The organism is Pseudanabaena sp. UWO310 (genome assembly GCF_006861605.1).
Classification (GTDB): Bacteria; Cyanobacteriota; Cyanobacteriia; order Pseudanabaenales; family Pseudanabaenaceae; genus Pseudanabaena.
Window position 1 is genome coordinate 58418 of the sequence record NZ_SELU01000001.1, and the last position, 14877, is coordinate 73294.

The 14877-nt window shown below is 43.3% G+C and carries 9 protein-coding genes; 6 read left to right on the forward strand and 3 right to left on the reverse strand.

Going from position 1 to position 14877, the window contains the following annotated elements; all coding sequences use genetic code 11:
• Positions 1-49 precede the first annotated feature (49 nt).
• Both PseudUWO310_RS00250 and PseudUWO310_RS00255 read left to right on the forward strand, forming a co-directional pair.
• Positions 50-1138, forward strand: coding sequence for an AI-2E family transporter (locus PseudUWO310_RS00250; protein ID WP_142598070.1), 1089 nt, complete (start codon positions 50-52; stop codon positions 1136-1138).
• A gap of 841 nt (positions 1139-1979) precedes the next feature.
• Entirely contained in the window at positions 1980-2300 is a 321-nt protein-coding gene (locus PseudUWO310_RS00255; RefSeq protein WP_142598072.1) for a hypothetical protein, read from the forward strand.
• Between the two features lie 142 nt (positions 2301-2442).
• Here PseudUWO310_RS00255 and opcA read toward each other — a convergent pair whose 3' ends face one another.
• On the reverse strand, positions 2443-3564 hold the full coding sequence (gene opcA / locus PseudUWO310_RS00260; protein WP_142598074.1) for a glucose-6-phosphate dehydrogenase assembly protein OpcA: 1122 nt from the start codon (positions 3562-3564) through the stop codon (positions 2443-2445).
• Positions 3565-3746: 182 nt separating this feature from the next.
• Positions 3747-5276 carry a glucose-6-phosphate dehydrogenase gene (gene zwf, locus PseudUWO310_RS00265; protein ID WP_142598076.1) on the reverse strand — a complete coding sequence of 510 codons (1530 nt, stop codon included), beginning with the start codon at positions 5274-5276 and terminating at the stop codon, positions 3747-3749.
• 779 nt (positions 5277-6055) lie between these two features.
• Between zwf and PseudUWO310_RS00270 the strand changes: the two genes are divergently transcribed.
• On the forward strand, positions 6056-7663 hold the full coding sequence (locus PseudUWO310_RS00270) for an iron uptake porin (protein ID WP_142598078.1): 1608 nt from the start codon (positions 6056-6058) through the stop codon (positions 7661-7663).
• Between the two features lie 206 nt (positions 7664-7869).
• Here the strand turns inward: PseudUWO310_RS00270 and PseudUWO310_RS00275 are convergent, their stop codons facing one another.
• A complete protein-coding gene (locus PseudUWO310_RS00275; protein ID WP_142598080.1) occupies positions 7870-9495 on the reverse strand; it encodes a peptide chain release factor 3 in 1626 nt (541 codons plus the stop codon).
• Positions 9496-9731: 236 nt separating this feature from the next.
• Here PseudUWO310_RS00275 and PseudUWO310_RS00280 point away from each other — a divergent pair, with 236 nt between their 5' ends.
• The 3 genes from PseudUWO310_RS00280 (at position 9732) to PseudUWO310_RS00290 (ending at position 14786) form a co-directional block, all read left to right on the forward strand.
• On the forward strand, positions 9732-9962 hold the full coding sequence (locus tag PseudUWO310_RS00280) for an RNA-binding S4 domain-containing protein (protein ID WP_009628674.1): 231 nt from the start codon (positions 9732-9734) through the stop codon (positions 9960-9962).
• A gap of 361 nt (positions 9963-10323) precedes the next feature.
• Positions 10324-11868 (forward strand): adenylate/guanylate cyclase domain-containing protein, encoded by a 1545-nt coding sequence (locus tag PseudUWO310_RS00285; protein ID WP_142598082.1) that lies wholly within the window; start codon positions 10324-10326, stop codon positions 11866-11868.
• A gap of 269 nt (positions 11869-12137) precedes the next feature.
• Entirely contained in the window at positions 12138-14786 is a 2649-nt protein-coding gene (locus tag PseudUWO310_RS00290; protein WP_142598084.1) for an adenylate/guanylate cyclase domain-containing protein, read from the forward strand.
• The last annotated feature ends 91 nt before the right edge of the window (positions 14787-14877 follow it).

Genomic DNA, 14877 nt, shown 5'->3' on the forward strand with positions numbered 1-14877 from the left:
TTTTAGCGCACAATTTTAAGTAGATACCTAGCGCGTCACATTGTTTCGTATGATTGAGACCCTTAATAAGTTGCCTCGTTGGTTTTCACTAGGCTTAACTTTTCCGTTAATCTTTCTAAACGGATGGTTATTGCTACTGCTATGTCGAGAATTGCAGCCATTAGTCAGTATTCTTATTACGGCGACAGTTATTTCGTTCTTGCTAGATTATCCTATTCGCTTTTTGATCTCCTTAAAGGTGAAGCGTGGTGTCGCAGCAGGATTAGTCATCCTGATATTTTTCATGCTGCTCAGCACCTTAGCCATCTTCCTCGTGCCTCTAATTTTGGCTCAGGCAAATGAACTAATCGTCCGCTTGCCAGAGTGGATTAAATCTGGACAGCAGCAGCTTCAGACTCTTGAGACTTGGGCGATCGCTCAGCAACTGCCGATCGATATCAGCAGCACTTTTAATCAATTAATCGAAAAACTGACGGGTGTCCTGAGATCGATTACCAGTCAACTTTTTAGTATTGTATTTGGGGCGATCGGCAGCCTTGTCAATATTTTCTTAACCCTGATATTCTCAATTTTTTTAGTGCTCCGTGGAGAATTTTTGTGGAATGGGCTGCTCAGTTGGCTACCCCAAAAATGGAACGATCAGGTGCGTAATTTACTGCCGCGCAATTTTGAGCGTTTTATTGTGGGACAAGTGACTCTAGCCACAATTCTGGGGGTATCGCAAACCGCCGCCATGATGATTTTAGGCGTTCCACTCGCGCAACTATTCGGGTTTGGCATTGGCGTAGCAAGCTTGATCCCCCTTGGTGGTTCTAGCACGATTATCACCGTCAGCTTGCTGATTGCCTTGCAAAATTTTTGGTTGGGAGTGAAGGTGCTACTTGTCGCCGTCGCCATCATTCAAATTGTGGAAAATGTGTTAGGTCCTCGTATCGTGGGCGAACTAACGGGCTTAAATCCTGTATGGATGCTAATTTCCCTTGATATTGGCTTTAAGTTAAATGGCGTTCTAGGTTTGCTAGTTGCCGTCCCGATCGCAGGATTTATTAAAGGAACATTTGATACGATTCGGGGCGTAAGTAGTCCACCCCCTATAGATGCGATCGCTGAAGCTCATACCGAAGTGTCCATAAAATGATATGCGCTCTCCAATAAGAAGGGAGCTTTAACAGAAAAAAGATCTATGCGATGCATAGATCTTTTTTCTGTTAAAGCAATTATCGCTCAAACAAACCAAGAAAATTTTTGAAAGCTTTGCTTCGCAAAGCTTTCAAAAATTTTCTTGTGGTTCGTTTGAGCGCAAAGCGCTGTAAATATAGAAAAAATTTATGGAAAAATACATATTTTTTTATATGTCATCAAAATCAAGTTAAGATAAATTTTAAAAGAAGAATAACCATTAATTAACCTAGTATTTTCCAAAATAATGCTTAATTTATTTCTAAGTTCAATAATAAATTCTGCCCAAGTACAACTTATCGCCCAAGCAGCAACTGTCTATCTACCAGTTGCTACTAAACAGTCAAGAAATCAAAACTGCGTCACCTATGTGACTACAAATTCCACAACTAGGCGAGTAAGCAATATCCAAGTCAATCTTCGCAATAGTAGAGGCGAAATTAGTAAACGCTATTTAGCTTCAAATTTGGCGGCTGGAAGAAGTATCTCCTTCGATTTATGCAATAACTCTTTCGTCAATGTTGAAGCAAGGCAAGATTAGCTAAGTTTTTTAAGCTGGGCATAATTAAAAGCCAGTGCGAAAACCTGTAGCGGACGCTAAGCATCCACTACAGGTTTAGGGGTTTGATATTTAATATATAGCTGTCCCAAATCGTAAAGATCTACTAAGAGCATCTTTAAGTTTTTGTAATTTACACCACAATCTGCAAGCATCCTGTTAATCTAAGTAAAAGAAACATGAGTAGCCTTTTGTCGCCGCTCATGTTTCTCTTTTAGAGAAGCATTGGTCAGTATTGCCTATGAAACGTTTTCGGGATGAATGGATTGATGAATGGTGTCAGGAAAATGGTTGGACTGACCTATTTGTCGAACGTTGTTGTAATTATTGGGCATTTCCGCCAAGCTCCGTAATGCCATTGCCGATTCCCAATGACACTCTCCGCGCGATTAAAAATGCGAAGGGGATGAGCGATGATGAAAAATCTTGGACATTTGCCGCGATCGCAATTTCCTGTCTAGCATCAATATTTAGCTTTATCTTAAGCAATCCCTTACCGATCACCTGTGCTTTTGGCTGTGTCGCTTTTATTGTCGGACAACTGGAAATCGAAGAATTTTAATATCTAACGTCAGTTCGGGTTAATCTGGCAAATTTTCAAAGCCCAAAAGTAAAAGCCTTGCTACGCAAGGCTTTTACTTTTGGGCTTTGACCCAAAATACGAGTGGCGGCGCTTTGCGCCGCCACTCGTATTTTGGGTTTTGCTATAGAGCAATTATTTTAGAAACGAGGGCGAGACTTTCCTCAAAGAGAACCTCTCGTCCCCATCGTTGCAATTGTTGCCCCAATAGAGTATCAGCACTTTGATCTGACAAAGGCGAAACTTGATGGACGCGATAGTTTTGAGCACCACCACCAGCCTCCATACGCATACAGCCCGTTGATTCCGAGCAGAACACGTTACAAGCATCCGTATTTTGGTTAGAGGCTGTCAAGCGCAACCCAATTAGATCGCCAATGACCTCGCCTGGATCACCAATGGGGATCGCTGCTAATTCAGCCTTAACCTTGATATGGTTGCGACCTTCAAAAATTACATGCTGAATATTGTAATCACCACCTTCAACATTGCGCTCAATTGGTTCCCATTCCAGACGACTCGCAATCCAGCCCAAAAACATCAAAGCCTGAGTGCTATTGCCTCGTTCGTAGTCAATCGTAATGCCATCAATTTCCCATACTGCCGAGCGGCGATCGGGCTGATCGAAAGCTTGAGCAGTGAGTTCTTGCCAAGGAGCTAGTCTCTGCCAATTGAGATCGGCGATTTGAGTGCCAGCACCAATCATCCCTTGAACTTTAAGGAGATCTGCTTCTGAATCAGGAAAAACTGCTGAATCTAAGATCAAGCGATCGCTTAAATTCACTAGTTTTTCAAACATCCGCGTATTTGGGGCAGGACTATCTTTCCACCACAAAAACACAGGGAGATCGGGGATCAGTAGTTCTGGCAAGATGCTATGCACGCGATCAAAGGCAAGTGTTGCTCCCGTCAAGGTGATATATTCACCACAAACTAACGAGCTGCGACTTTTTTGAATCGGGCAATAGGCTGCAACCTGCGCCGATATCCCTTCATCCACACCATCCAAGGTCACCAAATCAATAACGCGACAGGGGCTTTGAGACACGATCGCATCAACGGAAGCCATCCTTGACGCTGCACCAATAGTTTCTGGTTCGTACACTAACAGATTGAATGTAGTAGCACGCGCAGCGGAGTTTTCTCCATAGGACTGCCAGATTTTGCTTAGCTCTGCTTCGACTTGAGAAACCGAGACATCTTTGGGAGCTTGCAAAGATACAACGGAAGTTGCTTGCGTATTCATGGATTTATAAAAACATCTCTGCTGGATACTGAATAAGATTTGGTGATAGGTAAAGGCAATTGGTAATTGGTAATTGGCAACTGGTAATTGGTAATTGGTAATAATTAATTCGCAATTCGTAATTCGTAATTCACAATTCGTAATTCATACTAAGCCCTTACCAATTACCAATTAATCTTTACCTATAACCGCCGCCACTGTCTTCCATCACGTTCGATCAGTTGTTCGGCTTCAGAAGGTCCCCAAGTCCCTGCCTCGTATTGAGGCACGACAATAGGATCGTTAGGCATTTCCCACGCACTAAGTGCAGGGGTAACCACTTTCCAAGCAGCCTCTACTTCATCACCACGAGTAAATAGAGTCTGATCGCCTAACATACAATCTAGCAACAGGCGATCGTAAGCGTCGGAACCTTCGATCCCAAAGGTTTTGCCATAGCCAAAGTCCATATCTACCGATCGCGATCGCAGATCGGCTCCTGGCATTTTTGCCTCAAACTTCAATGCAACCCCTTCATTCGGCTGAATTCTTAAAGTCAGCACGTTTGGCGAAACTTGCTTAGCTGCTGATTGAAATAATAAATAGGGAACATCACGAAATTGAATCGCAATTTCACTAACTTTTTTAGGCATCCGTTTTCCCGTTCGCAAATAAAAGGGAACACCTTGCCAACGCCAATTGTTAACTTCAAACTTCATCGCAACGTAGGTCGGCACGAGGGAGTCAGGATTCACATTAGGTTCATGGCGGTAACCCTGTACCTGTTTCCCCTTCATCCAACCCGCACTGTACTGCGCCCGCACGCAGGATCGCTCCAATCGGCGCGTATCCGCCAATCGAGTTGCCTGAATCACCTTAACTTTCTCATTTCGCAACGAATCAGCATCCATCGAGTTAGGTGGCTCCATTGCGGTCAAACAAAATAGTTGCATCAAATGATTCTGCAACATATCTCTGAGCGCTCCAGAGTTTTCATAGTAACCAGCGCGATCTTCAACACCAACGGTTTCCGCCACGGTAATTTGAATGTGGTCGATAAACTGACGATTCCATAAGGGTTCAAAAATTGCATTAGCAAATCTTAGAACTAAAAGGTTCTGAACGGTTTCTTTACCAAGATAATGATCGATCCGATAAATCTGCTTTTCATCACAAGCTTTCTGAACTACCCGATTGAGATCTTGACATGATGACAAATCTCGACCGAAAGGCTTCTCAATTACTAAGCGAGTTTTTTGCGGATTTTTAATCATGCCTGCTTGCCCTAACTTCTCGATCGCATCGGTAAAGTAATTGGGTGAAACAGCCAAATAAAAGACTCGATTACCACGAGTACCCCTTTCCTTATCTAGCTGGGTGAGGAATTCATCCAACTTACGATAATCCTCAAGATTACTCATATCAAGAGACTGATAGTACAAGCTTTCGGCAAAGTCTTGCCAAAGCGCCTCAGCACCGACACCCACTGAGAATTTCTCTACGCCTTCACGCATTTGCTCTCGGAAGTAATCATGGCTCCAAGGTCTTCGAGCTACTCCGACAATTGTGAGTTCGGGAGGTAGGCGGCGCTGCTGCTTGAGATGGTAGATTGCTGGAACTAGCTTGCGGATAGTCAAGTCGCCCGATGCCCCAAAGATTACCAGAATCAAAGGCTCAGGAGATCTTTCTTGCTGTAAACCAACCCGTAAGGGATTTTCGAGTATTTGTACCACAGGCTCGGTTGTTGAACGCTAAGTAGATTTTAGCCAATACATTCTAAATTCATCCAATTCGTCTGTTTTCCTTTAGGATCACTGGACTCTTTTGCATCCTCAATATATGATAATAATAATCATTATCATATATTTGTCATGGAGAGGTAATACCGATCCCCAAAATGGCAACGCCATTTTGGGGATCTCTAAACTTACGAGGTTTGTTTTTTAATTCAATGCAGTGTTGTCTCACCTCATTGAATTGGGAATTGGTATAAAACCCTAAAACCTGCGGGTGTGCCGCAGGTTTTAGATCTGGATTTTAATGATGCTGAGGTACTTAGAAATCAATAGATACATTGTTTGCTTCTCCTAAACAATGTATCTATTGCAAGATAAAATCAATAAATTGATTAGTATCTTATATATAAAAACGGATAAGAAGCATTAGGCTCGCTTCACCTATATTAGTCAGCATTAATCAGCTTAATCAGTCACCTTAGATTTTGCGCTAGGAAAATCTAAGCTATGGGATCTTGCGATGCGTTTTTAATGAAAGCCTATAGCTCTGCGCGTAGAGAAACGCGGGAAATACATGCTCATCGTTGAAATGAGCCATCTCCTCAAAAGTCATATTTTGGGAGTAGTTAAGTAGCCAGCAGCTCACAAAACTGCACCATTACTTTACAAGCATCCCATAACAATCATAATAAAATCAGCTTTTAAATCAGAATTACTACGGTAATTAATGATATTAATTACTATTAAGATCGAATTGATATAGTGAGGAGTTTAGAATGTCGAAAGTTTGGTTTGCCCAAGTTCAAAGATCGGTGCTTGGAGCGATCGCTTTTTCCACCTTGGCAACTTTGCCTAATCCGAGTGCAGCCCAATCATTACCTCCATCCAAAGATGTGATAGGTCAGAATGTCACATCGGTTTCTCAGCTCAGTGATGTGCGCCCCACGGATTGGGCTTTTACGGCGCTACAGTCTTTAGTCGAGCGTTATGGATGTATAGCGGGCTACCCCGATCGCACTTTTCGCGGTAAACAAGCCACCAGCCGTTACGAATTTGCCGCAGGTCTAAATGCTTGCCTAGATAAGATCAATGAGATTATTTCCGCAGGTTTAGCAGATAAGGTCAGCAAAGCCGATCTCGCCACCTTACAAAAGTTACAAGAAGAATTTGCCGCTGAACTTGCCACTCTGCGCGGTCGAGTCGATACCCTTGAGGCAAAAACTGCCAAACTCGAAGCCCAGCAATTTTCCACGACGACAAAACTCGATGGTCAAGTCATCGTATCCGCCTCAGCTAGTGGTTCTGGCAGCGATAGCCTCTTAAATCCGATTGGGAATGCATCAGGGCTTTCGGGTAAGGCAAACACCACTGTAATCAGTCGCGTCCGTCTCAATTTGAATACCAGTTTTACAGGCGAAGATTTGTTATTAACACGTTTGGAAGCAGGGAACGGTGGTACTAATCTGACGAATTCTCTCAATGACGCTGGCGGTGTTTTCCGAGGATTTACAGGATTTAAAAATAGTTCTGTTTTCGATTACAGCGAAGCAGGCACGACCTTCACGCTCGGTCGCTTGCGCTATGACTTTCCTATAGGCAAGGATATTCGCGCTTCGCTGGGCGCGGTAATGTCGCTCAACGATCACTTGGATCACAACAGTTTTGCTAACGATGAGTCCGTTGATTTTTCCAGTCGTTTGTTTATTAATAATCCCCTAATTTTGCCCGTCAATGATGGTGCGGGTGGATCGATCGCTTGGAATATCGGTGGCAGTGCTTTTACTCTGCGAGCAGGATATGTCGCGGCAAACGCCAATCAAGCAACCAACGATGGGACGATCAATCGCGGTTTATTTGGTGATCCCTATCAAGGAACGGTGGAACTGGAGTTTGCCCCCAAAAACAGCGAAAACGATAGTCCCTTTGCATTGCGCTTGCAATATACCAGAGCCTCGGTCAATAATCTCGATTACAACACAGGCGGATTGAATCTGGAATGGGCTTTTAATAAAGCGATCGCGGTCTTCGGACGCTATGGATTTGGGAATATCAGCAATCGGGGATCGGCGATCGCGAATGCATTACCTACCTATATCAACGCTGGGGTAACCAGCGATTCAATTAGTCCTCAAACTTGGTCTGCTGGTTTTGCTTTTCCCGATTTGTTTAAGGAAGGAGCAATGGGAGCGATCGCGGTAGGACAGCCGTTCATTGAGAGTAAGGTCGGTAATGCCACTCAGACAAATGTGGAGTTGTTCTATCGTTTCCCGATCTCTAGCAATATTAGTATCACCCCTGATTTGCAATTTATCTTCAATCCCAACAATAACAGTGGTAACAGCACCATCACCGTCGGCACATTGAGAACTGTATTTACTTTCTAGGATTTCAAATAGTTCAGCATAAGTAAACTTAAAACCTAGAAGAGCGTACCGCCCGCGTAGCGGGCGGTACGCTCTCTGGTTTTGGTTTTTAATTATGCTTAACTACTTAGTATAGCTACCGTCAACTGTATCAGGGCATAAAGCCCAAAATAGTGTGCCGCGCTCCGCGCGGCACACTATTTTGGGCTTTATACCAAAGCTGAAAATTATTTGGTTTCCGTGGAGGTCAATTCCGCAATGGGAGCGATCGCCTTTAATTTGAGTTTTGGATGATCGCTTTCAACTTGATTTAAGTTCCATTGATTTTTAAATAGCAGCACGGGACGATTCCAACTATCCTTGACTACCATGGTATTAAACAATCTGCCCACCGATTCGAGGGCATCCCAACCATCCTCAACCCAACGCGCCACTGAATAGGGCATAGATTCCAGCATTGTTTCTACGTTATATTCGCTTTGCAAACGATATTGGGCGACTTCAAATTGAAGTTGACCCACAGCCGCCAGAATCGGATCGCGCTTAGCCTCATCCACGGAATACATAATTTGAATTGCGCCTTCCTCCTGTAGTTCCGATATACCTTTACGAAATTGTTTGAATTTAGAAGGATTAGGATTGCGAAGAGTGCAAAATAGTTCGGGAGAGAAGCAAGGAATTCCCGCATACTGCCGTTTTTTACCAAGATAGATCGTATCTCCGATCGCAAAGGTGCCTGGATTATTCAGACCAATCACATCGCCTGCATAGGCAACATCGATCGCCTCGCGATCCTGCCCGAATAGTTTTTGGGCGTGGGATAGGCGAATATTTTTGCCACTCCGTAAGTGGGTGACGCTCATATCCTTTTCAAACTTGCCCGAACAAACGCGCACAAATGCAATGCGATCGCGATGACGGGGATCCATATTGGCTTGCAGTTTGAATACAAAGGCGGAGAAGTCCTCGTCGGTAGGCGAGACCTCACCGCTAGAACTATCGTGAACGGCCGGAGTTAATCCATATTCAAGGAATGATTTGAGGAATAACTCTACTCCAAAATTGGTCATTGCACTACCAAAGAAAATAGGCGTGAGCTTACCAGAATGCAAATCTTGGGTATTCCATTCTGCACCAACAGAATCCAGTACTTCGAGATCTTCTAAAAGTTGATTGTAGAGATTCTTCCCAATAAACTTAATGGCTTGAGGATCGTCAAAGGGATAGATATTAACATCCGCCTCGCGCTGTCCATGAGCGCTACGCTTGAATAAATGCACGGTTTTACTAGAGCGATCGTAAACGCCTTTAAACTGATCGCCCGTGCCGATCGCCCAATTCATCACATAGGGCACAATTCCTAATTCTTTTTCAATTTCATCCAATAGTTCCAGTGGTTCGCGGGTGGGGCGATCCATCTTATTGATAAATGTGAAAATTGGCAGCGATCGCATCCGACAAACTTCAAACAGTTTGCGGGTTTGCGGTTCCAAACCCTTTGCACCATCCACCAACATCACCGCATTATCAGCAGCGGCTAGGGTGCGATAGGTATCTTCACTGAAATCTTTGTGCCCTGGGGTATCGAGTAAATTGATGCAATAGCCCATATAGTCAAATTGCAACACGGTAGAGGTGATCGAAATCCCGCGTTGTTTTTCTAATTCCATCCAGTCAGAAGTAGCATGGCGTTGGGCGGCTCTCGCCTTGACTGCCCCCGCAAGGTGAATTGCTCCCCCGTACAGCAATAACTTTTCAGTTAATGTCGTTTTCCCCGCATCGGGGTGGGAAATAATTGCAAAGGTGCGTCGCCGTTCGACTTCGCGCTCTAACTCTTGCCACAGTTGACTCATGAAAATTTTGACGAACTTTTTTAAATTTATCGGTACTGCTTATATTATGCTCATTTTTTAGCGCAAATCATTGAACTCATTAAAATAGAAACATAAGTAGCTGGGCATCATTAAAACCCAGAATCACAATCTGAAGCGCACGCGCAGCGTGCGCTTCAGATTGTGGGATTTTATTGGGATTTTATATTTAATTGAGCCTCACTACTTAAGGCAGACCATAGCTTTGGCAATAACTAATGCAAGAAACAATTCACGAAAAATTTGAGTTAACGGGCGAATATATTACCCTATGCAACCTATTAAAGGTGTGCGGGGTTGCTGATACTGGTGGTGTGGCAAAGTTAATGATTATTGATGGCGATGTTGAAGTTGACGGTCAAATCGAATTACGCAAAGGCTGCAAGATCCGTGCGGGGCAATGCGTCAGTGGGTATGGATTTACAATTTATGTAGTTGCCAACAAGTAGCTAAATAAAAAGCTGTGGCGCAGGTGCAGCGTGCGCCACAGCTTTTTAATTTTTGGTTTTATATTTAATTGCGCCTAGCTATTTATACCAATTCACGAAAGTGTGACAACACTTTTGGGAATTAAAAACTAAACCTAGCAAGGGTTTTCAAGTTAAGAAATGGCTACGCCATTTCTTAACTTGGTATTAGATGCTTAGCCATTTTTTCGCTTAGGTCAAAGAAAGTGAGAATTATCTAGTCAGCAATTGTGCGAATTGACCCCTTTGATCGATCAAGATAGCATGATGCAATATTTTCCTTTGCAAGCATAAAACTCTGCTATCTAATCATTTTGTCAAACTTTTACAAAACAAGCTGCTAATGGTTACTTTGGCGGTAACTATTGGTGTACAAACGATCGCGATCGCCAAAAACTGGTTAGATAACAGAATAAATATCAAGTTAGCCACCCGCAATTTAAGTACCCTAGATATTCCCACTCTCGACCATCCCCTAGAAATTATTACCAATCGTTGGCTCGTACTTGCCATGGCGATCTCTATTGCGAGTATCTTGGGGCGATCGCTAGTAATAACTTTAAATCGCCTCAAACAGTCCAATAAGGAACTAGAGTCGCTCATTCAAGAAAAAACCAATGAGCTAGATGCGTCCAAATCTTCCTTGCAAAGGACTAATTTTATTTTGTCCCGTCGGGAACAACAGCTCCGCAAACAGCAGAACGTGTTATTTGATTTGACCAAGGATCGCGCCATCAATCAAGGAGACTTTATTGTTGCCGTCCAAAATATTACCCGCACGGGGTGCTATGCCTTAAATGTCGAGCGTGTCAGTATTTGGCTATTTGATAAAAACAAAACAGTTTTGCATTGCCTCGACCTCTATCAAAAAAGCACCCACATCCATAGCGAAGCTGATGTTTTAACCGCAGCCGCATATCCTAGTCTATTTAAAGCAATATTAGAAAATCGCAGCATTGCGATCGAAGATGTACAGGAAGACCCAGTGCTTCAGGAACTGGTCGTCTCCTACTGTATACCCTTAAATGTTGTTTCAGTTCTATTATCCCGATTTGAACTGAGCGGCGAAGTCATGGGCATAATTCTATTTGAACATACGGAAATTGAGCATTTATGGATCGAAGAAGAAATTAGTTTTGCTCATTCCCTATCGGATTTACTCGCTCTCAGTTTAGAAGCGCAAGAGCGACGACGCGCAGAAGAGAGCTTAAGATTTGAACAAAAAAAATCTGAACGGCTACTGCTCAACGTCTTGCCCCAAGAAATTGCCGAGCGGCTGAAATCAATCCAATCGATGACTAAAGTCCATTTAAAAACCAGCGGCACGATCGTCGCCGATTCCTTTGAAGAAGTTACGGTTTTATTTGCAGATATTGTCAATTTTACGGAATATGCGGCTTCTATCTCTGCTAGTGAATTAGTCAATGTCCTCAATGATATTTTTTCGGAGTTCGACCATCTGGTTGAGCAGTACGAGCTCGAAAAGATTAAAACCATCGGTGACTCCTACATGGTTGTAGGCGGGTTGCCAGTGCCAAGCAAAGATCATGCTGAGTCGATCGCGGAAATGGCATTACAGATGCAAACCGTCATTCAGAAATTCAAGCGTTCGGATGGAAGCGTTTTCTCTTTGCGTATTGGGATTCATACGGGTCAGGCGATCGCAGGGGTAATTGGGACAAAGAAGTTTATCTACGATCTATGGGGAGATACGGTGAATGTTGCGAGTCGCATGGAATCTTACGGACTAGCAGGCTGCATTCAGGTCACTGAAGCCACCTACCAACTTTTAAAAACGAAGTATGTTCTTGAGGAGAGAGGGGCGATTGATATCAAAGGCAAAGGAGAGATGATCACCTATCTCCTTAAAGGAAAGATCATAATTTAGAGGATAATTAAGTAGCTAAGCATAAGTAAACTTAAAACCTAGAAGAGAGTACCGCCCGCTTAGCGGGCGGTACTCTCTCTGGTTTTGTTTTTAATTATGCTGAACTACTTAGTAATCTATGGAATGATAGGGTCAAGGCTGCTATTGTAATGGAACCTCAAAATAGCGTAAATTGGCTTCAGACAACTGAAAACAACTCTTAAAAAGCCTGCGCTGGATTGCTTATTTCCATTGCTTATTTCCATAGTCAGCCAAATTTGTTATATATCATGCTTAAAATCCCCGATACACCACAGTTGTTTGCCAAATTATTTAAAAATATCCCTTTAAAGGTTATTTTAGTTGTACCCTTTGTCGTACAGATTTGTATAACGGTTGGCGTAGTCGGAACCTTCTCATTTCGGAACGAACAACAAGCAGTGGGTGAATTGGCTACCCGTCTCAGTGGCGAAGTTAGCGATCGCATAAGTACCAAACTCGATAACTATTTACGCATCCCGCCCCAGATCAACCAAGCTAATGCTAATGCGGTGAAATTGGGAATGTTGAATCTAGAGAATTTTCAACAAACAGGGCACTTCTTCTGGAAACAGATGGATTTATATAATGTGGGATATATAAACTATGCTGCGGACAGTCAAGAATTTATTGGGGCTGAGCGAAAAAACGATGGCAAGATATTAATTACTGAGACAACCTTGGCAAGGGGAATTACTAAGACCGCTATTTTCAATACCGATAGTGAAGGAAATCGCCAAGAGCCGCCCGAAGTTATGGAATTACCTAAGGATGTGCGGCAAGAATCTTGGTATGCCGATGCGGTCAAGGCAGGCAAACCGACATGGACGAAGATCTATCAATGGGATAGTCGCCCTGAAGTTTTATCTATTTCCCATAGCTATCCCCTCTACGATCGCGATCGCAAGTTAATTGGCGTACTGGGAGTTGATTATATCCTCACCCAAATAAATATCTTTTTGCAAGACTTAAAGACCGATAATTCCGAACGTATTGTGATCATTGAGCGTTCAGGATTAGTCGTCGGCACTTCTAGCAATGAACGAATTTTCTCCATTATTAATGGCAAACCTCAGCGCTTGAATATTCTCAATAGTAACGATGTCCTATCCCGATCTGCGGCTCGCTATCTCATCAAAGAATTTGATAATTTTAATTTTATTCAAGAAGAATTAAAACTAGAACCAACCTTAGAAGGAGAGAAGCAATTTATTCGGGTGCAGCCTTGGCGCGATCGCGATGGGCTAGACCTGTTGATCGTCGTGGTGCTCCCCGAATCGAGCTTTATGGAGCAGATTAATAGTCGTCGGCAATTCACCATCTTATTTAGCCTCGCCACCTTGGGGATAGCGATTTTAATTGGGATGATGACGGCTCGTTCGATTACAGCTCCGTTACTCAATCTCAGCGGTGCGTCCCAAGCGATCGCCGATGGCGATCTCGATTCTAGGGTATTGGTCAAGGGCACAAGCGAAGTCAAGATTTTGTCTGAGTCCTTCAATCGCATGGCCGAAATGCTTACGGAATCCTTTAAACGGCTTGAAAAAGCCAATATTGAATTAGAGTCGCGAGTACAAGAAAGAACTAGCGAACTGGCTAACTCGCAAATATCTCTACAACGGAGTAACTTCCTATTACAGCGCCGCGAACAGCAACTGCGCAAACAACAAAAAATCCTGATCGATCTCACCAAAAATAAAGCGCTTAACTTGGGGGACTTTATCATTGCTGTCCAGAATATTACCGCTACCGCCAGTCATACCTTGGATATCGAGCGTGTCAGCGTCTGGCTATTTGATAATGCTAAGACCAAATTGCATTGCCTCGATCTCTATATCAAAAGTGTCAATATCCATAGCGAAGCGGAGTTTTTAGATGCGGATAAATTCCCCATCTTTTTTGCAGCAATCCACGAACATCGGAGTTTGGCAGTAGAAGATGTGCAGGATGAAGCAGTTTTAGTCGAGCTATACCAAGACTATCTCTACCCTTCTAAGATCGTATCTCTACTCGTATCCTCCTTTGATATTGCGGGGGAATTAACGGGCATCTTGATGTTTGAACAAACGGAAGTAGAGCGGCTATGGATGCTAGAGGAAATTAGTTTTGCGAGTTCTTTATCAGAATTGTTATCTTTAGGGATGGAAGCGCAAGAACGTCGCCGCGCCGAGGAAAATTTGCGGATTGAGCAAATACGCTCGGAAAGGTTATTACTCAATGTTTTACCCAAAGCGATCGCCGAACGCCTCAAATCCTCAGCTCTCTATAATTCAAACAATATCACCCTTAATAGTTCTGCGGAAATTCTATCAAGTTCCATTTCTAAGTTAAAACCACGCGGGACAATTTTAGCGGATAGTTTTGATGAAGTGACAGTTCTATTTGGCGATATCGTGGGATTTACCGAATTTGCGGCCTCGGTATCTGCGGATGAACTGGTGTATATGCTCAATGAAATCTTTTCTGAATTCGATCGTCTTGTGGATCGTTACAACCTAGAAAAGATCAAAACCATTGGCGATTCCTATATGGCTGTGGGTGGGCTACCCATTCCCCGTGACGATCATGCGGAAGCGATCGCTTCTATGGCGCTAGAAATGCAAAAATCCATTAGTCAATTTGTCCGCCCCGATGGCAAGCAATTCAAGCTAAGAATTGGGATTCATACGGGGAAAGCGGTGGCAGGGGTTATCGGCAAGAAAAAATTTATTTACGACCTGTGGGGAGACACGGTAAATATCGCTAGTCGGATGGAGTCCCACGGGCTTCCAGGCTGCATCCAAGTGACAGATACGACCTATCAAATTTTGAAAGACAAATACCAATTCGAGCCTAAGAGAACTATTGAGATCAAGGGTAAAGGGGAAATGGTGACATATTTGCTAACGAACGAACTTTAGAAACCATTTAAGAATTACTTTCTGCGGTCAAAAACTCTAAGAGATCCCCCTCAATCCCCCTTAAAAAGGGGGAAGAATTTAATGCTCCCCC